The organism is Clostridium sp. AF32-12BH, assembly GCF_003477935.1.
GTDB lineage: Bacteria > Bacillota > Clostridia > Lachnospirales > Lachnospiraceae > Brotaphodocola.
This window is the reverse complement of record NZ_QUEH01000003.1, coordinates 44,640-66,870: the sequence shown is the minus strand read 5'-3', so window position 1 is coordinate 66,870 and position 22,231 is coordinate 44,640. Positions and strand designations below refer to the sequence as shown.

The following is a 22,231-nucleotide window of genomic DNA, read 5'->3' as shown; positions in this document are numbered from 1 at the left end:
GTATTGGATTTTTTGGTACGCCTTGCCTACAATAAAGGCAGAAAACGAAAAGAAAAAGGGGGATGCGTAATGAGTGAAAAGAAAAAAGACAAGAGGATGCTCTGGACACTGTTTAAAACGTGTTTTCTGATCAGTGCCTGTACCTTTGGCGGCGGCATGGTCATTATCTCCATGCTCCAGAAAAAATTTGTGGAAGAACTGCATTGGATCAGCGAAGAAGAGGCAATGGACATGGTTGCGATCGCACAGTCCAGTCCGGGTGTTATGGCAGTCAATACTTCTATTATTATCGGGTATCATGTGGCAGGACTTACCGGCGCCATTTTGACTGTTTTTGGAACGGTACTGCCTCCAATGGTGATTCTGACCATTTTGTCAGCCTGCTATGTTCAGTTCCGCAGCAATTATCTGGTTGCACTGATCTTAAAAGGAATGCAGGCAGGCGTTGTCGCTGTTATGATGAATGTTTCCATCAGCATGCTGAAAAATGTGGTAAAGGATAAAAAAATGACATCCTGGATCATGCTGATCGGCGCAGCCATTGCAGCTGTCTGGTTCAAGGTGGATATCATTCTGATCATTCTGATATGCGGAGTTGCCGGAGGACTGCTTTCTTGGTGGGAATACCGGAATGTGACAAAAGAGGCATAAAGGAGGGGCGATATGTTATATTATAAACTGTTTGAAACATTTTTTCTGATTGGCTTGTTTAGTTTTGGAGGCGGCTATGCCTCCATGGAACTGATCCGCAGCCGTGTGGTTACCATGCAGCACTGGCTGACTGATACAGAATTTACCGATATCATTTCGATTGCCGAGATGACACCGGGACCGCTTGGAATCAACATTGCCTCGTTTGTGGGAACAAGAACGGCCGGGATTCCCGGAACCCTGATCGCGACACTTTCTTACGTTTTCCCTGCCATGGTGATTGTAATTCTGCTTGCGATCCTTTACGATAAATACCGCAGCTTAAGATATGTAAAAGGGGTTTTAAAAGGATTGCATCCGGCAGTAGCAGCTATGGTACTTGCGGCAGCTATTCGTCTTGCCGTCAATGCCTGGCTTGGCGGAGTACAGGCGCTGACCCGTGAGAATACCAACGTAGTTGCGGTCATTCTTTCCCTGATTTTTCTGTGCCTGCTGCAAAAGAAAAAACTTGGACCAATCCAGACAATTTTAGGCAGTGGAGTTGTCGGAGCAGTTATTTATGGATTACTGGGATCGGCTGTGTAAACAGCCGGTCTTTTTTCTTTGCGGGAAAAATGTTATGGAACACTCCCCAAAAGTATGCTATAATGTGACGAGCGCAAGAGAGCCATAAACGTGCGAGTACGTTGCCGGGCACGCTTGCGTGGACAGTAACGCACTCGCACGTTTATGGCGAACGGCGAGGAAATGAGAGACGAAGTCTCGAGGACGAGCGCAAGAGAGCCATTATAATTAAGAGAGGTTTTTTATATGAATAATACAAATCAGAATTCTGAAAATGTCAAGAATCCAAAGCTGGTAGCAGCACTCCAGGAAGTCTTAAAACACGACGATTTCCTGACCCGCAGCCATATGGCTGCAGCCTTAATGGAAGCACATCTGCTTTCTCCAATCCAGAAGCAGACGATCCTGACGGAGAAAAAAGGTCCGTCTACCTGGATCCGTTTTGAGGAGATCACGAATACACAGGGAGATAAATACTATCTTGCATTTACCGATATGGATGAATATTCCAAGTGGAATGAGGATGGCAGCCATGATCAGGCACTGATCATGACCATGGAAGATTTCGGAAATATCCTGATCCGCCAGGTGAATGATCTGAAGGGTTTTGTCATCAACCCGTATGGCGAAAATATCAGTATTTCCAAACAGCTTCTGTTATCCCTTCTGCAGCAGCATGAAACCAAAATGAGAGAGAAGATGGGCAACTAATATGATGGTACTTGGCCTCACCGGCGGAGTAGGAGCCGGAAAAAGCCGGATCCTTGAGCTGTTTTCCGAAGATTACGGCGCGCAGGTGATCCAGGCAGATCTTGTGGCGCGGGAACTGGAAGAACCCGGTCAACCCGGACTTACCGGACTGGTAAGTCTGTTTGGAAAAGAAATCTTAAATCCGGATGGGACGCTGGATAGGAAACGCTTTGCGGACCGGATCTTCGGAAATCCAGAAGCCTTAAAGCGGGTGAATGCCCTGATCCATCCGCTGACTTGGAACGAGATCCGGTGTCGGATCCGGGAAAGTCATGCAGATCTGGTAGTGGTTGAGGCAGCATTGTTCGATGAACGCAGCCGCAACATCTGCCAGTATCTTGTATACGTAGACACGGAGGACGAAGTCCGTATCCGGCGTCTGATGGAAAACCGCGGTTATTCCCGGAAAAAATGCCTGGATATCATGAAAAACCAGGCAGACCGGAGCCGCTTTGGAAAACTGGCAGATTTCGTGATCGACAACAGTGGGCCAATCGATGATGCCAGAAAACAGATCAGTCAGATGTTTGACCAGATCAAACAACAGGGAAAACAGATGCCGCCGGATGCCGCGGCAGAAAGATAAGGAAACATACCAATGAGATTAGTAAGTATTGCCAGCGGCAGCAGCGGAAACTGCATTTATGTGGGTTCTGAGAACACGCATATCCTGGTTGACGCAGGAATCAGCAACAAGCGTATTGAGCAGGGCTTAAATGAGATTGGCCTTAAGGGCTCCGAACTGAACGGCGTTGTGATCACGCATGAGCATTCCGACCACATTAAGGGACTTGGGGTGCTTGCACGGAAACATCATGTGCCGATCTATGGAACAGAAGAAACACTCAGAGAGGTAGCTGCCAATACCAAATTAGGGGAATATCCGAAGGAACTTCTGCATCCGGTCCTGCCAGATGCAGATTTTGAGATCGGTGACCTGACACTGGAACCGTTTTCCATCCACCACGATGCGGCAAATCCGGTAGCTTACCGGGTGAGCCATGAGAAAAAAAACGTGGCGGTGGCAACCGATATCGGACATTTTGACCAGTATACCATCGACCATTTAAAGGATCTGGATGTGCTTCTTTTAGAAGCCAACCACGATGTGAACATGCTGGAAACAGGGCCTTATCCATACTATTTAAAGCGCCGTATTTTGGGGGATCATGGGCACCTGTCCAATGAGAATGCGGGAAGGCTTTTGAACTATATTCTAAATGATAAATTAAAACATATTTTGCTTGGTCATTTAAGCAAGGAAAACAATTATGAGGCGCTCGCCTATGAGACGGTGCGCTTTGAAATTGATCAGGGGGATACTCCATACAAGGCGAAGGATTTTCCAATCGAGGTTGCAAAACGCGATGAAATGTCGCAGATTATCAATCTGTAGATCATAAATACTTTTATACAAACGGAGGATAGCCACATGAGCAAGGTAATTATCACAGTTGTAGGAAAAGACACCGTAGGAATCATTGCAAGAGTATGTACGTATCTGGCAGAAAAACAGGTCAATATCCTGGATATTTCCCAGACGATCGTACAGGATTATTTTAACATGATGATGATCGCAGATATGGAGCATGCAACAGGCTCTTTTGACGAGATTGCTTCAGAACTGGAAAAAGTCGGTGAGAAGATCGGCGTAGCCATCAAGTGCCAGCGCGAAGAAATCTTTACCAAGATGCACCGTATTTAATGAAATGCGGACAGTACCGGATGGATGTCAACAGAGCATCCCGGTGATTCCAAGACGGAAGAAAAGAGGATACAGCCATGCTGAATATGTTTGAAGTAATCGAAACCAACAATATGATCGAGCATGAGAAACTGGATGTTCGGACCATTACCATGGGAATCAGCCTGTTAGACTGCTGTGACGATGATCTGCAGGCTCTGAATGAGAAAATCTACAAGAAAATTACCACCTACGCGAAAAATCTGGTTTCTACCGGAGAAGAGATTGCGCGGGATTTCGGTGTACCGATCGTAAATAAGCGCATCTCGGTAACACCGATCGCTCTGGTTGGCGGCTGCGCCTGCAAAAAGCCGGAGGATTTTGTGACCATTGCAAAAACACTGGATAAAGCGGCAAAAGAAGTCGGCGTCAACTTTATCGGCGGCTACTCTGCACTGGTTTCCAAAGGTATGACCCCGGCTGAGGAAAACCTGATCCGCTCCATTCCGCAGGCACTGGCGCAGACAGAGCGCGTGTGCAGCTCCATTAATGTCGGCTCGACCAAGACTGGCTTAAACATGGATGCAGTGCGCCTGATGGGTGAGATCGTAAAAGAAACGGCCGAGGCAACCAGGGAAGATGACTCCCTGGGCTGCGCAAAGCTGGTCGTATTCTGCAATGCGCCAGACGATAACCCGTTCATGGCTGGCGCATTCCACGGTGTGACCGAGGCTGATGCGATCATCAACGTCGGCGTCAGCGGTCCTGGTGTTGTAAAAGTAGCACTGGAAAAGGCACGTGGCGAGAACTTTGAAGTGCTCTGTGAGACCATCAAAAAGACGGCATTTAAGATTACCCGTGTCGGGCAGCTGGTTGCACAGGAAGCTTCCAAGCGTCTTGGTGTTCCGTTTGGCATCATCGACCTTTCCCTGGCTCCGACCCCGGCGGTTGGTGACAGCGTTGCGGAAATCCTGGAGGAAATCGGTCTGGAGCGTGTAGGCGCACCGGGAACCACAGCAGCACTGGCGATGTTAAACGACCAGGTGAAAAAGGGCGGTGTCATGGCATCCTCCTATGTGGGAGGCTTAAGCGGTGCGTTTATCCCGGTCAGTGAGGACCAGGGCATGATCGATGCCGTATCCTTAGGTGCTTTAACGATTGAAAAGCTGGAGGCGATGACCTGTGTCTGCTCCGTAGGTCTTGACATGATCGCGATTCCGGGTGATACCCCGGCAACGACCATTGCAGGAATTATTGCAGATGAAGCAGCCATCGGCATGATCAACCAGAAGACTACTGCAGTCCGCCTGATCCCGGTCATCGGAAAGACCGTGGGCGATACGGTAGAGTTTGGCGGTCTTTTGGGCTATGCTCCGGTTATGCCGGTAAACAAATATTCCTGCGAGAAATTTGTAACCCGCGGCGGCCGTATCCCGGCTCCGATCCACAGCTTTAAGAACTAATAACAGAACCTGTCTATACCTGCAGGTGATTGACCTTGTGTGTGAGCAGCATTGGCTGCAGAAACACGGAATGATTTTAAATTATGGCAAAAGAAACGTTAACGTCCATGCTGGACTATTTTATCAATGAGCGGCTGAACCAGCTTGTCTTAAGCAATCCGGCCGAAAAAGATCATCTGCAGAAAGTAAAAGTGCGCCCTATGCTCATCAAGGGCGCACTGGTCTTTCAGGCAGAAGAATTTACAAAAACCCAGGCATTTCACAAAAATCTGGGTGCACAAGAACTGAAAAGCTATTTAGGCGACATGCTTTCCGGCACCTTTAAACAGGCGGAAGTTTTGTCGGAACTGGGAAGCGCCACGGTACTGGTCAGCAAAAAGGGCGCCATGACTGTGAAAACCAGAAAAAATCCTCCGGTAAAGATGCAGGCAGGAGAAACAAAGCTGCAGGCAGAAAAGGCGACGCTGCAGTCCGGAGAACGGAAGATACAGGCTGGAGAGGCGAACGGCAAGCCGGAAGCGGGGAAGGCCAAACCGGAAAATGCCAAGACCAAGCCGTCAGCTGCGAGCCTTCCGCCCGAACTGCTTGAAAAACTGCAGCACAACCGCCAGAAACGCTATGTGATCCCGGAGGGACATCCGGTGCCGTTTCTAGTCGATCTTGGTGTGCAGACGCAGGATGGAAAGATCGTAAAAAGCCGTTACGACAAATTCCGCCAGATCAACCGGTTCCTGGAGTTTATCGAGGATATCCTGCCAAAGCTGGATAAGACCAGGGAAAATGTCATCATCGATTTTGGATGCGGAAAGTCGTATCTGACCTTTGCCATGTATTACTATCTGCATGAGATGAAGGGCTATCCGATCCGCATCATCGGTCTGGATTTGAAAAAAGATGTCATCAGCCACTGCGGGAAGCTGGCCGAGCATTATGGGTATGACAATCTGAAGTTTTACCATGGCGACATTGCTTCCTATGAAGGAGTGGACCATGTTGATATGGTTGTGACTCTGCATGCGTGTGACACTGCGACTGATTATGCACTGGAGAAGGCCGTGCGCTGGGGCGCAAAGGTGATCCTGTCGGTGCCGTGTTGCCAGCACGAACTGAATAAGCAGATGAAAAACGATCTGATGGAGCCGGTGCTGCATTACGGGCTCATCAAAGAGCGGATGGCTGCACTCTATACCGATGCACTCCGTGCCGAACTGCTGGAGCAGCAGGGCTACCGGACGCAGATTCTGGAATTTATCGATATGGAGCACACGCCGAAGAATATCCTTCTGCGGGCCGTGTATGAGGGAAAACCAAAGCACAACGAAAAGGAAATTCAGCAGATTCTGGAGTTTTTGCAGATTGAACCGACGTTGTATCAAATTCTTGGCAAGTATAAGGACGAAAAGGCTGATGAAAGCTAAAAATAAACGATAACAATAAAGTGAAAAATCCGCTGCGGTTATGGGACTGCGGCGGATTTTTCATTTTACACGATAATCACCGATTTCGTGTATTCGTTGCGGATCTGACGCCCTTTACCAGCCAGTATTGCCTGATAGAGATGAGATGCAAAAAAGTCCGTTTCTAAAATGGCCAGGGCATCCGGTGTGAGAAGCTTTCCTGCATCGGCAGTTTTGGTGATCAGCGGAATCTGGCTCTTTTCACGCAGGTGGGACAGAAGCAAAGCAGAGGACTTTTGGAACCCCAGAATGCGGGCATACGGTGCATAATCCAGCGCACGTGCATGCGAAATCTGTTCACTGGTAATGCCAAGGAACAGATGCAGCAGCGCCCGGCTGATACGGGTGTAGGTGTAGCCTTTGGTTTTTAGGTGGTCGATTCGTTCTGTATAGGAACGAAACTGCAACACCTGCTTTGTGAGACGCGAAGCCAGCTCCGGGGACAGATCGGAAAATGTGCTGAACCCTTTTTGCTCCTGCGTCAGGGAAAGAAGACGGAAATTCAAAAGCGTTGTCAGATCGTCCGGAAAGACCGGGGCGTCCAGTGCGCCTTCGGAAATGAGGGCAGAGAGGGCGGCAGCAGGGATCTGGGAACGGAGCTTCTCTGTGATGGCGTCTGAATCAAAGTCGTTGTTCTGGATCAGACTTCGGATGGCAGAGGCAGATGCGAAAAAATGCGTGTCTGCCGGCGTTGCATCATTTTGTCTTGCTTTGGATATAGGAATCCGGTGAGAAGCAGAATCAGATGTGGAACTTTCTGGTGCGCTGCGGCGTGGTTCATCCTGCTCCAATTGTACGTCATGATATCCTGCTCCCTGTCTTTGTATGGTGACTGGTGTAACCAAACTGTTTCGTTTTTTCAACGCCTTTAAATACTCGATCGCGAGGATATTATTGGGGGAGGAAAGAAGCGCGGCAAGCTCCGGGTCTTTGGTGTATTCGGTTGTGGCAAGACTGCGAGCTGTGGGGTAGGTTTCTCCTTTTTTTAGATGCTCTTTGAAAAGCATTTTCCATGCCTCCGGCTCCTCAACCAGAATTTCCGCAGCATTCTGCAGCTTGTTTAAATTGCCGGATTCGCTTCCAAAACAAAGCAGATCGACGCCAAGTTTCTCTAACAGTGCCACGCCGCAGGAGGAAAAATCCTCCGCGCTGGAGGTGGCAAACAGGACCGGCAGTTCCACGACTAAGTCTGCGCCGCCGCATAAAGCCATGCGGGTACGGGTATATTTATCAAAGATGGCAGGTTCTCCCCGCTGGACAAAATCTCCGCTCATGGCAACGACCACGTAGTCTGCACCGGTCAGGCGGCGAAGCTCCTGAATCTGGTAATGGTGACCGTTGTGGAATGGGTTATATTCGGCAATGATGCCTGCGACTTTGACTGGAAACATGACTTCAGGATCCTTTCTGTTTTTTGGAGAAATTTTTCTACCGGTTAATACAAGCAATCATATCATAAGGCACTCTGATCTGCAACGGATGCAGATTCAGGTTTTTGAGAAGGACTTTGGAAAAATCCCCTTTCATTGTTTTACAAAAAGTGCAAAAAAATACAAAATACAGCTTGTCTTTTGCTTTTTAATCCGTATATAATAAGACTATATGCATTAAATCATGAAAGGGGTATTATTATGGGATTTATTGATGTAATCAAAGCCAAAGCAAAGGCAGATAAAAAAACAATTGTACTGCCTGAGTCCATGGACCGCAGAACCTGGGTCGCTGCAGAGAAGATTCTGAAAGAGGGTCTTGCAAACCTTGTTATCATCGGTACTCCGGAGGATATCGGCGCTCACAGCGAGGGACTGGATGTATCCGGTGCTACGATCATCAATCCGCAGACTTACGAGAAGACACAGGAGTATATCGACCTGTTCGTTGAGCTGAGAAAGTCCAAAGGCATGACTCCTGAGAAAGCAAAAGAGACCATCTTAAGCGACTACGCTTACTATGGCTGCCTTATGATCAAGAATGGCGATGCTGACGGTATGGTTTCCGGTGCCTGCCACTCTACCGCAAACACCCTTCGTCCGTGCCTGCAGGTGATCAAGACCAAACCGGGCACCAAGCTGGTATCCGCATTCTTCTTAATGGAAGTTCCGGACTGCGATCTTGGCAGCAACGGTACTTTCGTATTCGCAGACTGTGGTCTGAACCAGAATCCGAATCCGGAAGAGTTAGCAGCAATCGCAGTATCTTCTGCAGAGAGCTTCAAGATGCTGACCGGCGAGGAGCCGAAGGTTGCTATGCTGTCCCATTCTTCCAAGGGTTCCGCAAAGCATGCAGATGTTGACAAAGTTGTAGAGGCTACCAAGCTGGCTAAGGAGATGGCTCCGGAGCTTGCACTGGACGGCGAGCTTCAGCTTGATGCAGCAATCGTTCCGGAAGTTGGCGCTTCCAAAGCTCCAGACAGCAAGGTTGCAGGTCATGCAAACGTTCTGGTATTCCCGGATCTGGATGCAGGAAACATTGGTTACAAGCTGGTTCAGAGACTTGGCAAGGCAGAGGCTTATGGCCCGATGTGCCAGGGTATTGCAAAGCCGGTTAACGATCTGTCCAGAGGCTGCTCTGCTGACGATATCGTAGGCGTTGTTGCAATCACTGCAGTACAGTGCCAGAACCAGTAATTTAAGTTAAGTATTATAGGAGAATATCACATTATGAAGATTTTAGTTATCAACTGCGGAAGCTCTTCCTTAAAGTACCAGCTGATCGACATGACCGATGAGAGCGTAATCGCAAAAGGTCTGTGCGAGAGAATCGGTATCGAGGGCTCCAAGCTTACCCATCAGCCGGCTGGCAAGGACAAATATGTCGTAGAGAAAGACATGCCGACCCACACCGTTGCAATCGAGATGGTTATGGAAGCTCTTCAGGATGCCGAGCACGGCGTAATCAAGAGCACCGATGAGATCGCAGCAATCGGTCACCGCGTACTGCACGCTGGTACCAAGTACAGCGAGTCCATCGTTGTAAACGATGACGTTAAGAAAGTAATCCGTGAGTGCTTTGATCTTGGACCGCTGCACAACCCGGCTAACTTAATGGGTATCGAGGCAGCTGAGGCAGCTATGCCGGGCAAGCCAAACGTAGCAGTATGGGATACCGGTTTTGGTATGGCTATGCCGGAAAAGGCTTATCTGTACGCAATCCCGCACGAGTACTATGAGAAATACAGCATCCGTCGTTACGGCTTCCACGGCACCAGCCATATGTTCGTATCTGGCGAGGCTATCAAGTTCGGCGGACTGGATCCGAAGAATGCAAAGGTTATCGTTTGCCACTTAGGAAACGGCGCAAGCGTATCTGCTTCCATCGGCGGCAAGTGCGTAGATACCAGTATGGGTCTTACTCCTCTTGAGGGTCTGATCATGGGTACCAGAAGTGGTGACATCGATCCGGCTGTTGTACAGTTCATCTGCAACAAAGAGGGCAAGGACGTCAACGAGGTATTAAACATCCTCAACAAGAAGTCTGGTGTACTTGGCATGAGCGGCGGCATCTCCAGCGACTTCCGTGATATCGAGAAGGCAAAGGAAGAGGGCAACCACTTAGCAGCAGTGGCTTTGGATGCATTCGTTTATCGTGTAGCAAAATACATCGGTGCTTACACCGCAGCAATGAACGGCGTAGATGCAATCGCATTCACCGCAGGTGTTGGCGAGAACGATAAGGCAGGCAGAAAGGCTATCTGCGAGTACTTAGGCTACCTTGGCGTGAAGATCGATGACCAGGCTAACGATGTAAGAGGAAAGAACGCTGTTATTTCCGCAGCAGATTCCAAAGTCAAAGTAATGCTGATCCCGACCAACGAAGAGCTTGCAATCGCAAGAGAGACCAAGAGACTGGTAGAGGCATAATTTGGTTTTTGAAAAAATTAAAATATTTGTTGACAAAGCCGGCGCACCTGTGTATAATTACACAGGTGCGTATTAGGAGACTAATATGCTTATTAATTTGACAGAGCTGTTTTCCGTAGACGGAAAAGAGAAAGACTATACGTGCGATATCGATATAAACCAGCTTTGCACCAGCAAGGATGCATACGACATCGTATCCCGCAGTCCGGTTCAGCTGCATATCCGCAATCTTGGTGATAAGAAGCTTCTTCTCACCGGCAACGCGCAGGTAACCCTGCAGATGCCATGTGACAGATGCTTGGAGCCGGTCGACATTCTTTTTGAACTGGAATTCGACGAAGAACTGGATATGGCGAAGACCGAAAGCGAGCGTACAGAAGATCTCGATGAACAGCCCTATGTAAGCGGCTATAATCTGGATGTAGACCGGTTGCTCAGTAACGAACTATTGCTTAATCTGCCTATGAAGGTATTATGCAGGGAAGACTGCAAAGGAATTTGCAATAGATGTGGTGCGAACCTTAATCACACGGAATGTTCCTGTGACCGGAGTTCGCCTGACCCAAGAATGTCAGTAATCCAGGATTTATTTCAAAAGTTTAAGGAGGTGTAAACCATGTCTATCTGCCCAAAGAATAAATCTTCCAAAGCAAGACGTGACAAACGTAGAGCTAACTGGAAAATGAGCGCTATGAATTTAGTAAAGTGCAGCAAGTGCGGCGCTCTGATGATGCCTCACAGAGTCTGCAAGGCTTGTGGTTCTTACAACAAGAAAGAGATCGTTTCTGTAGAGAACTAATTAGAAATGGCTTAGAATCAAGGATTGAACAGTTTTGTTCAGTCCTTTTTTCATTTTTTAGGGGATTTGTAATCCAATCGTAACCCAATTCAAATGGGGATATGTGAATTGGAAGGTATGATATTGCAGGAAAGGGGAATCGTAATGTAATTATGATGTCAGAAGAAGCATATAATCGACTCATGAGAATTTGTGTTCTAAAATCGATAAATGCCGATTTGATGACGGCTGAAGAATTGCATGCAAAGCTTCAAAAAGGTTACGATGATGCGTTGGCGGGAAGAACACAGGATGCGGCAAGTGCATTTAGCAGATTCAGAGAAACTCAAGCTGAAAATAAATAATTTTTAAGAAAGAAAAGCATCAACAGAGACGATTTGTTGGTGCTTTTTCCTCGCATTTTTATATGGAATTTCGAGTAATGAAATATAGAATCACAGCAACCCCCGAATCCGGATCATAAGCCCCTGGTAAATTCCAACGGGTATATCGGAATCAAAGGAATACAAACACGGGTCGCTGTCGTGATCGTAGCAATATACAACAACCTTTTCTTTAGCTGGATCTACAATCCAGTATTCGCGGACACCAGACTGTGCGTAGATGACATTTTTGATTCCATAATCCAGTTTGCGGCTGGATGGGGACACAATTTCAAAAATCAGGTCTGGTGCACCGCAGCAGCCGCGGTCGGTCAGCTTATCTGGATCACAAATAACTGATATATCCACATGCGAAGAGTAATGAAAAATCATATTGATTTATAGAATGGAATCTAGTATATTTAATTACGAAATCAGTTTTTTAGCTGATGAAAAAAGGAGAAGTCATATGATTCATGTAGCTGTGGATGCTATGGGCGGTGACAATGCCCCGGGCGAGATCGTAAAAGGAGCCGTTCAGGCTGTCAATAAACGAAGCGACATTCATGTTCTTTTGGTCGGACAGGAAGAAGCGGTAAAAAAAGAGCTTGCTTCCCATACCTACCCGAAGGAGCAGATCACTCTGGTACAGGCTTCGGAAGTGATCGAGACGGAGGAGCCGCCGGTTAATGCAATTCGAAAAAAGAAGGATTCTTCCATTGTTGTTGGAATGAACCTGGTGAAGAACGGAGAGGCAGACGCGTTTGTATCAGCGGGCAGTTCCGGTGCCGTTCTGGTAGGCGGTCAGGTGCTGGTAGGCCGTATCAAGGGTGTGGAGCGTCCGCCGTTTGGTGCGCTGATTCCGACGGAAAAGGGTGTGTCCCTGCTGCTTGACTGCGGCGCGAACGTCGATTCCAGACCATCCCATCTGGTTCAGTTTGCACGTATGGGTTCTATTTATATGGAGCATGTAATAGGTATTAGCAAGCCGAGAGTCGGCATTGTCAATATCGGTGCGGAAGAGGAAAAGGGCAATGCCCTGGTAAAGGAAACCTTCCCGCTTTTAAAGGAGTGCAAGGACATCAACTTTACCGGAAGTATCGAGGCGCGGGAAATCCCGCATGGCGGAGCTGATGTCATCGTTTGCGAGGCCTTTACGGGCAATGTTATTTTGAAGCTTTATGAAGGAACCGGAGCAGCGCTGATTTCTATGGTTAAGAAGGGCATGATGAGCAGCCTGCGCAGCAAGATTGGTGCGCTGTTAGTAAAACCGGCGCTGAAGGAAACTCTGAAAGCGTTTGATGCAAGCCAGTATGGCGGTGCACCGATGCTTGGACTGAAAGGTCTGGTAGTTAAGACGCACGGAAGCTCCAAGGCAACCGAGGTCTGCAATTCGATCATTCAGTGTGTGACCTTCAAAGAGCAGCAGATCAACGAAAAGATCAAGGAATGTCTGGACCGCGAGGCACAGAGCGAGAAAAATGCAGAAGCGTAAAAATAAAGCAGCGCTGTCATGACAGAAACAAATTCAGTAAGTAAACAGTCCGGGCTTCGGGCAGTTACAATAAAAATTAAGAAAAGTTAGGAGAGGAATTATGGAGTTTGAGAAGTTACAGAACATCATTGCAGAGGTATTAAACATTGAGCCGGATGAGATTACCATGGATACTACATTCGTAGAGGATCTTGGTGCCGATTCTCTGGATATCTTCCAGATCATCATGGGTATCGAGGAAGAGTTTGACATCGAGATCCCGACTGAGGTTGCAGAGCAGATCGTCAGCGTTTCCGATGCGATCGAGCAGATTAAAAACGCACTGAATTAATTAATATAATAAAATGAAGGATGAAAGGGGCTGTGCATTCCTTGCGCGCCCCTTTCCCATAAATTTGCTCAAGGTATGGACCGCAGCAGATTGCGGTTACCATGGGCAGCAATATCAGACAAGGAGAAGCACATATGAATCGCGATCTAAACGAACTGGAGCAACGGTGCGGTTACACCTTTAAGGACAAAAACCTGTTTCACCGTGCCCTGACCCACAGCTCCTATGCCAATGAGCATAAAAAGGACAAGGCAGTCTGCAATGAGCGGCTGGAGTTTTTGGGAGATGCAGTGCTGGAAGTGGTTTCCAGTGATTTTCTGTATCACAAGTACCCGGAGAAGCCGGAGGGAGAACTTTCCAAGATCCGTGCGAGCCTGGTTTGTGAGCCGACGCTGGCTTACTGTGCGGCTGATCTGGAGCTGGGCAGCTACCTGCTCTTAGGAAAAGGTGAGGAAGCGACTGGCGGCAGAGAACGCAATTCCGTGGTTTCCGATGCTATGGAGGCGCTGATCGGTTCCATTTATCTGGATGGTGGTTTTGCTAATGCAAAAGAGTTCATTCACCGTTTCATTCTGAATGACATTGAGCACAAACAGCTCTTTTACGATAGCAAGACTATTCTGCAGGAGATGATCCAGGCCACTGCAGGGGCACATCTGGAATATGAGATTTTGCGTGAAGAGGGACCGGATCATCACAAGGTCTTTGAGGTGCGCGCACTGTCCGGCGGCGAAGAACTTGGCCGCGGAACCGGCCCGACCAAAAAGGCTGCGGAGGCTGTGGCCGCATACCACGGCATTTTGAAACTGAGAGGGAAAGCATGTATTTAAAGAGCATTGAGATACAGGGGTTTAAATCCTTTGCCAATAAGATCCTCTTTGAGTTCCACAACGGCATTACCGGCATTGTGGGACCGAACGGAAGTGGAAAGAGCAATGTTGCGGATGCGGTGCGCTGGGTTTTGGGTGAACAGCGTGCAAAGCAGCTGCGCGGCGGTTCCATGCAGGATGTCATCTTTGCCGGAACGGAAATCCGCAAGCCGCAGGGGTTCGCATACGTTGCCATCACGCTGGATAACTCCGACCACCAGCTTGCCATCGACTATGACGAGGTCACGGTTTCGAGACGTCTGTACCGTTCCGGTGAGAGTGAGTACAAGATCAACGGAAGTACCTGCCGTCTGAAAGATATCAGTGAGCTTTTCTATGATACCGGTATCGGCAAGGAGGGTTACTCCATCATCGGACAGGGTCAGATTGATAAGATCTTAAGCGGCAAGCCGGAGGAGCGCCGGGAACTGTTTGATGAGGCGGCTGGAATTGTAAAATTCAAGCGCCGCAAAGCCATTGCCCAGAAAAAACTGGAGGATGAAAAACAGAATCTGGTCCGGGTGAGCGATATTTTGTCGGAACTGGAAAAGCAGGTCGGGCCTCTGGCAAGACAGTCCGAGACGGCAAAAAAATATCTGTCGTTCAAAGAAGAGTTAAAGACGTATGATGTGAACCTGTTTTTGCTGGAGTCTGAGGAAAATGGAAAGCAGCTTCAGGAAATCAGCAAAAAGGAAGAAATCGTTTCCGGAGACTTGGAGGATGCGAATGCGCAGTCTGATCATCTGAAGGAAGCGTATGAACAGCTGGAGCAGGAGATTGCAGCATTAGACCAGGCGCTGACGGAGCAGAGAAACCAGGAAAACCAGGCGCAGATGTTAAAGGGAAATCTGGAGGGTCAGATCAACGTCTTAAAAGAGCAGATCAATACCGAGAAGATGAATGCGGAACATATCCGCTCCCGTATCGAAGCCATTGAGGCTTCCCTGGAAGAAAAAGAGAAGCAGATCCGGCAGTATCAGGAGGATAATGCCGGCATCACCGGGGCGGAGGAAAGCAGCAGGGAACAACAGGAGGCTGCGGAAACCGAGCTTCGCAATCTCGATGAATCCATGATGCTCATGGAGCAGCAGATCGAGGATGCCAGAACCCGTGTGATGAACGGCATGAATGAGAGTGCTTCGATCCATGCAAAGGACCAGCGTTTTGAGGCGATGTTAGAGCAGGTGCAGGTGCGCCGCTCTGAGGTATGCCAGAAGCTTTTGAAATTTAAGAGCGATGAGTCCGTGCAGGATGAACAGCTTGAGACAGAGCGTAAAAAGCTGTCTGAGACCATGGCGCACCTGGAAGAGCTGGAGCTGGCACAGACAGAGTGTGAGGGTCAGCTTACCCAGTGTGAAGAGGAGGTACGCCGGATTACGCGTTCCTTAAATGAAACACAGCAGGAGTACCGGACCGCTTACACAAAGCTGGAGTCGTTAAAGAACCTGGCAGAGCGCTACGAGGGTTACGGCGGCAGTATCCGCCGGGTCATGGAGGTTCGGGACCGGGTGCGCGGCATCCGCGGCGTTGTGGCTGACCTGATCACGACGGAGAAAAAGTATGAGACCGCGATCGAGACGGCTCTGGGCGGAAGCATCCAGAATGTGGTAACGGATTCCGAGCAGACAGCCAAGCAGCTCATTGAGTATTTAAAGAAGAACCGCTATGGACGTGTGACATTTCTTCCGTTGACCAGTATCGGCCAGAATGGCGGCTTTTCCAAACCGGAGGCATTGAAAGAGCCGGGCGTGATCGGTCTGGCGAGTGAACTGGTCCATGTGGAAAAAGAGTATCAGGTCCTTGCGAAATATCTGCTGGGGCGCGTGGTGGTGGCAGATACCATCGACCATGCCATTGCCCTGGCACGGAAATTCAAATATACCCTGCGTATTGTAACGCTGGAAGGCGAGCTTCTTAGCGCCGGCGGTTCCATGACAGGTGGTGCGTTCAAGAATTCCAGCAATCTTCTGGGACGCAAGAGAGAACTGGAAGAACTGGAAGCAGCATGCCAGAAGGCATTAAAGGCTTCGGACAAGCTGCAGCAGGAACTTGGCATGAATGAGGCACTCCTTGCGCAGAAGAAGGAAGATCTGGAAAGCTTAAAGACAGAGCACCATACCGTATCCCTCCAGGCAAACACCAGGCAGATGAATGTGAACCAGCTTGAGGATAAGCGGGAGGAAATCCGGGAATCCTATCAGGATCTGGCGCTGGAAAACAGCCAACTGGAAAGCCAGATCAGTGAGATCGAGGCAGGCAGAAAGAAGCTGGCGGTAGAAACTGAGTTTCTGAAAAAAGACAGCGAGCAGGAAAATGCCCGCATGGAAACGGTCACTGCAAAGCTGGAAGAACAAAAGAAGGTCCGCGAAGAAAAAGCGAAGGCGTTGGAGACGATCCGTCTGGAAACGGCGAACTTAAAGCAGCGCGTGGACTTCGTAAAAGAAAATATCGCGCGCGTGGAGCAGGAAATGAAGGTTCTCCAGGAAGAGCAGGCAGAGCTTCTGTCCCACGATACCGATTCCGGTTCTGTTGTGGAGGAAAAGAACCGGGAAATTGCAAAGCTGCAGGAACTGATTCTTCACACGGAGGAAGAAAAGCAGAAGCTGGCAGAGCAGGTTCAGGCCCAGGCAGCCTTGAAAGAGGAAAAAACAGGAAAACAGAAAGCGTTCTTTGGACAGCGGGAGGAATTATCCGGACGCATCGGGCGGCTGGATAAGGATCTGTTCCGTCTGCAGAGCCAGCGGGAAAAGCTGGAAGAGCGCCGGGAAAGCCAGATCAGCTACCTGTGGAATGAATACGAGCTGACGCCTGGAGCGGCAAAGGAGCTTCGCAGCACAGAGCCCGTTTCTCTTTCTGAGGTGAAAAAGCGCATTGAGGAATTGAAGAATTCGATCCGTGCCCTTGGCAGTGTCAATGTCAATGCGATCGAGGATTATAAAGAAATTTCGGAGCGCTATGAGTTCATGAAAACCCAGCACGATGACCTGGTAGAGGCCGAGGCAACGCTGCAGGGCATCATCGAAGAGCTGGATACCGGCATGCGCCGTCAGTTTGAGGAAAAGTTCCAGGAGATCCGCAAGGAATTTGACCGGGTATTCAAGGAACTGTTCGGCGGCGGACACGGAACCTTGTCCTTGCAGGAGGATGAGGACATTCTGGAGGCGGGCATTCAGATCATCGCCCAGCCGCCTGGAAAGAAGCTGCAGAATATGATGCAGTTATCCGGTGGCGAGAAAGCACTGACGGCAATCTCACTGCTGTTTGCGATCCAGAACTTAAAACCGTCCCCGTTCTGTCTGTTAGATGAGATCGAGGCGGCGCTGGATGACTCGAACGTAGACCGCTATGCGAATTACTTACATAAATTGACGAAAAACACGCAGTTTATTGTCATTACGCACCGGCGTGGTACCATGGTGGCATCGGACCGCCTGTATGGTATCACCATGCAGGAAAAGGGCGTGTCAACCCTGGTGTCGGTCAATCTGATCGAAGACCAGCTGGATGCGTAAGGGGCTATATTCCTAAGTATCGAAGCAAAAGGATGCGAGGAACATGTGCAAAAGGAAAAACATCGAAAGATTTGTTTCCTGAATATAAAAGAAGCAAGGAGGAGTGCGCGTGGAAGAAAAGAAGAAGGGCTTTTTCAGCCGTCTGGTTGAAGGCTTAAACAAAACACGTGAGAATATCGTTTCCGGCATGGATTCCATTTTCAGTGGCTTTTCCGCCATTGATGAGGATTTCTATGAGGAGCTGGAGGAAACCCTGATCATGGGCGATCTGGGAATCCAGACCACCATGTCCGTGCTGGATGATTTAAGAAAAAAGGTAAAGGAGCAGCACATCAAGGAACCGGCAGAGTGCAAGCAGCTTTTGATCGATTCCATCCGGGAGCAGATGGATTTGGGCGAGAATGCCTACGAGTTTGAAAACCGCAAATCCGTTGTCCTGGTCATTGGTGTCAATGGAGTTGGTAAGACAACCTCTGTTGGTAAGCTGGCAGGCCAGTTAAAGGATGAGGGCAAGAAGGTCATCCTTGCGGCAGCCGATACCTTCCGTGCGGCAGCGATCGAGCAGCTCACGGAGTGGGCAAACCGCGCCGGCGTAGAGATCATTGCCCAGCAGGAGGGTTCTGACCCGGCAGCCGTCATTTACGATGCCGTTGCAGCGGCGAAGTCCCGCCAGGCAGATGTGCTGATCTGCGACACTGCAGGCCGTCTTCACAACAAAAAGAACCTGATGGAGGAGTTAAAAAAGATCAACCGTATCATCGACAAGGAATACCCGGATGCATACCGCGAGACGCTGGTCGTGCTGGACGGAACTACCGGTCAGAATGCCATGGCCCAGGCAAAGCAGTTTATGGAGGTTGCGGACATCACCGGCATCATCCTGACCAAATTGGACGGTACAGCGAAGGGCGGCATTGCAGTTGCGATCCAGTCCGAACTGGGCATCCCGGTAAAATACGTGGGAGTGGGCGAGAAGATCGACGATCTCCAGAAGTTCAATTCCCAGGATTTTGTGACAGCACTGTTTGATGTAAAGAAAGAAGATTAAACGCAAACAGGAAGCAATACCGTTGCCATAAGAAACAAAAAAGCAATACAGGATTTTGATACCACACCAGACGAAAAGGAGATTACAGACGTGGAAAACGAAAAGGTATTAGAAGAGCAGAAGGAAGAGGACTTAACCCTCGAAAAATTTGAGGAGGCTTCTGAGGAAGTCAAGAAAGTGACCCAGGAGACCAAACTGGTTTACAGTGAGTATTTCTCCGCAGCAACCGGAAACAAGGTTTACTTCAAACCGGAGAACATGCAGTATACCGGTGCTTATAAGGTGCGCGGCGCATATTACAAGATCAGCACCCTTACGGAGGAGGAGAAGCAGCGCGGCCTGATCACCGCATCTGCAGGAAACCATGCACAGGGTGTTGCATACGCAGCAAAGCTGGCTGGCATTCCGGCAACCATTGTGATGCCGACCACCACACCGCTTATGAAGGTAAACCGCACCAGAAGCTACGGCGCAGATGTTGTCCTTTACGGAGATGTGTTCGATGAGGCATGCGACCACGCTTACGAGCTGGCAGCAGAGCACGGCTACACCTTCGTGCATCCGTTCAATGACCTGGATGTGGCAACCGGACAGGGAACCATCGCCATGGAAATCATCAAGGAGCTGCCGACCGTAGATTACATTCTGGTTCCGATTGGCGGAGGCGGTCTGTGCACCGGTGTTTCCACCCTTGCAAAATTATTAAATCCGAAGATTAAAGTCATCGGCGTGGAGCCGGCTGGCGCAAACTGCATGCAGGAGTCCTTAAAGGCAGGCCATGTCCTGACCCTTCCGACCGTAAACACCATCGCAGACGGTACCGCTGTGAAGCGCCCGGGCGAGAAGCTGTTCCCGTACATCCAGAAAAATGTGGATGACATCATCACCGTGGAAGATTCCGAGCTGATCGTAGCTTTCCTCGATATGGTGGAGAACCATAAAATGATCGTCGAGAACTCCGGCCTCTTAACCGTAGCAGCCCTGAAGCACTTAAACGTACAGAAAAAGAAGATCGTTTCTATTTTGAGCGGCGGCAACATGGATGTCATCACCATGTCTTCTGTAGTACAGCATGGCCTGATCCAGAGAGACCGTATCTTCACCGTATCCGTTCTGCTTCCAGACAAGCCAGGCGAGCTGGCAAAGGTTTCTTCCCTGCTTGCAGAGCAGCGCGGCAATGTCATCAAGCTGGAGCATAACCAGTTCATCAGCATCAACCGCAATGCGGCTGTAGAGCTGCGCATTACCCTGGAGGCTGAGGGAACCGATCATAAGAACCGTATCGTGCAGGCATTAAACGATGCCGGATACCGTCCGAAGCTGGTGAAGTCCAAGGGCACCTACAGCGACTGAGTGGTGAACGATTATGACAGAACATACAAATGAGACAATTCAGGCACTCCGTCAGAATATACGTTATTTTTTGAAATGGACCTTTATTTCTGCAATTTCCGGTGTGACGATCGGTCTGGCCGGAACCCTGTTTGGCCTTGGTATCCAGAAAGCAACTGCTTTCTGGAAGAGCCACAGCTGGACGTTGTATCTGCTTCCGCTTGTCGGACTCCTGATCGTATGGCTGTACCGGTTTGCACATGAAGAAAAAAACCGCGGTACGGATATGGTCCTGGATTCTATTTCCTCTACAGAGGAGGTTACGCCGGCAACTGCTCCGCTGATCTTTATTTCAACTCTGCTGAGCCATCTGGCAACGGCTTCCGTCGGCCGGGAGGGAGCAGCACTGCAGCTTGGCGGAAGCCTGGGAAACCTGATCGGTAAGGCTTTTCGACTGGATGAGAAGGACAGAAAGATTGCCATTATGTGCGGCATGAGTGCCGGGTTCTCCGCTATCTTCGGAACTCCGCTTGCGGCAGCCGTGTTTGCCATGGAGGTCATCAGCATTGGCGTTATGTACTATGCGGCTCTGGTTCCATGCGTTTTTTCGGCGTTTGTCGGTGTGTCAGTGGCAAAATTCCTGGGTCTGGCTCCGGAGCATTATGAGATCGGCCTGGTGCCGGAGTTTGGCGCCTCATCTGCGCTTCTGACAGTGCTCATCGGAATTTTGTGTGCCTGTGTCGGAATCTTCCTTTGTGTCAGCCTGCATCAGTGTGGTCATGCTTACCGGAAGGTTTTTCCGAATCCCTATATCCGCGTGCTGGCGGGATCCGCGATCTTTATTGTCCTGACCCTCCTGTTTCCGGCGCGGCTTTACAACGGAAGTGGTGCTCAGATCATCGAAATGGTATTTGAAGGTGAAAGAATTCCGGTTTATGCATTTTTGATGAAGATCCTGTTTACCGGAGTAGCGCTTGGCGCAGGCTTTAAGGGCGGAGAGATCGTGCCGACGCTGACGGTCGGCGCCGCGTTTGGCTACTTGATGAGCCTGGTGACCGGACTGCCGGTCGGACTGTGCGCATCGGTTGGAATGGCATGCCTGTTCGTAAGCGTAACAAACTGTCCGGTGTCCACGATGTTCATGGCATTTGAACTTTTTGGATTTGCCGCAATGCCATATTATGCCATTGCCGTGGCAGTGTGCTTTACCCTGTCTGGATATTATGGGCTCTACCACAGCCAGAAGTTCGTTTATTCCAAGATCCGGACAGAATTCATTAACCGAAAATCAAACGAGTAAATATTGCAGGTGCCAGTATGCATCGGAACGATACCGGCACCTGTTCCTGCAATAGTGAGGTTCATCCTATGACAAAAAAACAGAAGACCCTGGAAATTATCCAAAGACTGAAGGAAGCCTACCCGGATGCAGACTGTACGCTGGATTATGAAGAGGCGTGGAAGCTTTTAGTGAGTGTGCGTCTGGCAGCACAGTGTACCGATGAGCGGGTAAATAAAGTCGTTCCGGCTCTTTACGAGAAATTTCCGGATGTAAACGCACTCGCGGACGCACCGGTGGAAGAGATCGAAGAGATCGTAAAGCCGTGCGGACTGGGAAAGAGCAAAGCCCGCGACATCAGCGCCTGCATGAAAATGCTGCGCGATGAGTACGGCGGAAAGGTCCCGGAGGATTTTGACGCGCTGTTAAAGCTTCCGGGCGTGGGAAGAAAGAGCGCCAACCTCATTATGGGCGATGTGTTTCACAAACCGGCGATCGTTACCGATACCCACTGCATCCGCCTGGTGAACCGCATGGGACTGGTGGACGGCATCAAAGAGCCAAAAAAAGTAGAAATGGCACTTTGGAAGCTGGTTCCGCCGGAAGAGGGGAGCGATTTCTGCCACCGTCTGGTGTGGCACGGACGCGAGGTCTGCACGGCCCGCACAAAGCCGTACTGCGACCGGTGCTGCTTAAACGACATCTGCCCGAAAAACGGGGTATAGAAAAGTTATAGAAAATTTTTTTGCGGTGTCAAGAAAAAATACTTGACAGC

At 49.4% G+C, this 22,231-nt stretch carries 23 protein-coding genes; 21 read left to right on the top strand and 2 right to left on the bottom strand.

What is annotated here, in order from left to right:
- Window positions 1-69: 69 nt before the first annotated feature.
- The 8 genes from DWZ40_RS03465 to DWZ40_RS03430 all read left to right on the top strand — a co-directional run bounded on the left by DWZ40_RS03465 (window position 70) and on the right by DWZ40_RS03430 (window position 6,530).
- A complete protein-coding gene (locus tag DWZ40_RS03465; protein ID WP_118540811.1) occupies window positions 70-651 on the top strand; it encodes a chromate transporter in 582 nt (193 codons plus the stop codon).
- Window positions 652-663: 12 nt separating this feature from the next.
- On the top strand, window positions 664-1,236 hold the full coding sequence (locus DWZ40_RS03460) for a chromate transporter (RefSeq protein ID WP_118540809.1): 573 nt from the start codon (window positions 664-666) through the stop codon (window positions 1,234-1,236).
- A gap of 225 nt (window positions 1,237-1,461) precedes the next feature.
- Window positions 1,462-1,926 carry an SseB family protein gene (locus DWZ40_RS03455; RefSeq protein WP_118540807.1) on the top strand — a complete coding sequence of 155 codons (465 nt, stop codon included), beginning with the start codon at window positions 1,462-1,464 and terminating at the stop codon, window positions 1,924-1,926.
- A 1-nt stretch (window position 1,927) separates the two neighbouring features.
- Window positions 1,928-2,551: a dephospho-CoA kinase gene (coaE, locus tag DWZ40_RS03450; RefSeq protein WP_118540805.1), complete on the top strand. Its 624-nt coding sequence runs from the start codon at window positions 1,928-1,930 to the stop codon at window positions 2,549-2,551.
- Window positions 2,552-2,563: 12 nt separating this feature from the next.
- On the top strand, window positions 2,564-3,361 hold the full coding sequence (locus tag DWZ40_RS03445) for an MBL fold metallo-hydrolase (protein WP_118540803.1): 798 nt from the start codon (window positions 2,564-2,566) through the stop codon (window positions 3,359-3,361).
- Window positions 3,362-3,397: 36 nt separating this feature from the next.
- Complete coding sequence (locus tag DWZ40_RS03440; RefSeq protein WP_118540801.1) at window positions 3,398-3,670, top strand: ACT domain-containing protein; 273 nt, start codon at window positions 3,398-3,400, stop codon at window positions 3,668-3,670.
- A gap of 77 nt (window positions 3,671-3,747) precedes the next feature.
- Window positions 3,748-5,112: a PFL family protein gene (locus DWZ40_RS03435; RefSeq protein ID WP_118540799.1), complete on the top strand. Its 1,365-nt coding sequence runs from the start codon at window positions 3,748-3,750 to the stop codon at window positions 5,110-5,112.
- 83 nt (window positions 5,113-5,195) lie between these two features.
- Complete coding sequence (locus DWZ40_RS03430; protein ID WP_118540797.1) at window positions 5,196-6,530, top strand: SAM-dependent methyltransferase; 1,335 nt, start codon at window positions 5,196-5,198, stop codon at window positions 6,528-6,530.
- 65 nt (window positions 6,531-6,595) lie between these two features.
- Here DWZ40_RS03430 and DWZ40_RS03425 read toward each other — a convergent pair whose 3' ends face one another.
- Window positions 6,596-7,960 carry a nucleotidyltransferase family protein gene (locus DWZ40_RS03425; protein ID WP_118540795.1) on the bottom strand — a complete coding sequence of 455 codons (1,365 nt, stop codon included), beginning with the start codon at window positions 7,958-7,960 and terminating at the stop codon, window positions 6,596-6,598.
- Between the two features lie 240 nt (window positions 7,961-8,200).
- Here DWZ40_RS03425 and pta point away from each other — a divergent pair, with 240 nt between their 5' ends.
- The 5 genes from pta to DWZ40_RS03400 all read left to right on the top strand — a co-directional run bounded on the left by pta (window position 8,201) and on the right by DWZ40_RS03400 (window position 11,572).
- Window positions 8,201-9,196 carry a phosphate acetyltransferase gene (pta, locus tag DWZ40_RS03420; RefSeq protein ID WP_118540793.1) on the top strand — a complete coding sequence of 332 codons (996 nt, stop codon included), beginning with the start codon at window positions 8,201-8,203 and terminating at the stop codon, window positions 9,194-9,196.
- Between the two features lie 33 nt (window positions 9,197-9,229).
- Window positions 9,230-10,429, top strand: coding sequence for an acetate kinase (locus DWZ40_RS03415; RefSeq protein WP_118540791.1), 1,200 nt, complete (start codon window positions 9,230-9,232; stop codon window positions 10,427-10,429).
- 85 nt (window positions 10,430-10,514) lie between these two features.
- Entirely contained in the window at window positions 10,515-11,042 is a 528-nt protein-coding gene (locus tag DWZ40_RS03410) for a DUF177 domain-containing protein (protein WP_118540790.1), read from the top strand.
- A gap of 3 nt (window positions 11,043-11,045) precedes the next feature.
- Entirely contained in the window at window positions 11,046-11,228 is a 183-nt protein-coding gene (gene rpmF, locus DWZ40_RS03405) for a 50S ribosomal protein L32 (RefSeq protein WP_118540788.1), read from the top strand.
- A 152-nt stretch (window positions 11,229-11,380) separates the two neighbouring features.
- On the top strand, window positions 11,381-11,572 hold the full coding sequence (locus DWZ40_RS03400) for a hypothetical protein (RefSeq protein WP_182431607.1): 192 nt from the start codon (window positions 11,381-11,383) through the stop codon (window positions 11,570-11,572).
- 90 nt (window positions 11,573-11,662) lie between these two features.
- Here the strand turns inward: DWZ40_RS03400 and DWZ40_RS03395 are convergent, their stop codons facing one another.
- A complete protein-coding gene (locus DWZ40_RS03395; RefSeq protein ID WP_243035183.1) occupies window positions 11,663-11,959 on the bottom strand; it encodes a Uma2 family endonuclease in 297 nt (98 codons plus the stop codon).
- Window positions 11,960-12,059: 100 nt separating this feature from the next.
- On the opposite strand from DWZ40_RS03395, the gene plsX reads away from it, so the two are divergent.
- The 8 genes from plsX (at window position 12,060) to nth (ending at window position 22,181) form a co-directional block, all read left to right on the top strand.
- On the top strand, window positions 12,060-13,085 hold the full coding sequence (plsX, locus tag DWZ40_RS03390; RefSeq protein ID WP_118540784.1) for a phosphate acyltransferase PlsX: 1,026 nt from the start codon (window positions 12,060-12,062) through the stop codon (window positions 13,083-13,085).
- A 100-nt stretch (window positions 13,086-13,185) separates the two neighbouring features.
- On the top strand, window positions 13,186-13,416 hold the full coding sequence (acpP, locus tag DWZ40_RS03385) for an acyl carrier protein (RefSeq protein WP_118540782.1): 231 nt from the start codon (window positions 13,186-13,188) through the stop codon (window positions 13,414-13,416).
- Window positions 13,417-13,550: 134 nt separating this feature from the next.
- Window positions 13,551-14,246, top strand: a complete 696-nt coding sequence (gene rnc, locus DWZ40_RS03380; protein WP_118540780.1) for a ribonuclease III — start codon at window positions 13,551-13,553, stop codon at window positions 14,244-14,246.
- Window positions 14,237-17,797 carry a chromosome segregation protein SMC gene (gene smc, locus DWZ40_RS03375; protein ID WP_118540778.1) on the top strand — a complete coding sequence of 1,187 codons (3,561 nt, stop codon included), beginning with the start codon at window positions 14,237-14,239 and terminating at the stop codon, window positions 17,795-17,797. Before rnc ends, smc begins: the two co-directional genes overlap by 10 nt.
- 109 nt (window positions 17,798-17,906) lie before the next feature.
- Complete coding sequence (ftsY, locus tag DWZ40_RS03370) at window positions 17,907-18,845, top strand: signal recognition particle-docking protein FtsY (protein WP_118540776.1); 939 nt, start codon at window positions 17,907-17,909, stop codon at window positions 18,843-18,845.
- A 90-nt stretch (window positions 18,846-18,935) separates the two neighbouring features.
- On the top strand, window positions 18,936-20,198 hold the full coding sequence (gene ilvA, locus DWZ40_RS03365; RefSeq protein ID WP_118540774.1) for a threonine ammonia-lyase: 1,263 nt from the start codon (window positions 18,936-18,938) through the stop codon (window positions 20,196-20,198).
- Between the two features lie 13 nt (window positions 20,199-20,211).
- Window positions 20,212-21,477 (top strand): chloride channel protein, encoded by a 1,266-nt coding sequence (locus DWZ40_RS03360; protein WP_118540772.1) that lies wholly within the window; start codon window positions 20,212-20,214, stop codon window positions 21,475-21,477.
- A gap of 68 nt (window positions 21,478-21,545) precedes the next feature.
- Window positions 21,546-22,181: an endonuclease III gene (gene nth / locus DWZ40_RS03355; protein WP_118541213.1), complete on the top strand. Its 636-nt coding sequence runs from the start codon at window positions 21,546-21,548 to the stop codon at window positions 22,179-22,181.
- Window positions 22,182-22,231 lie beyond the last annotated feature (50 nt).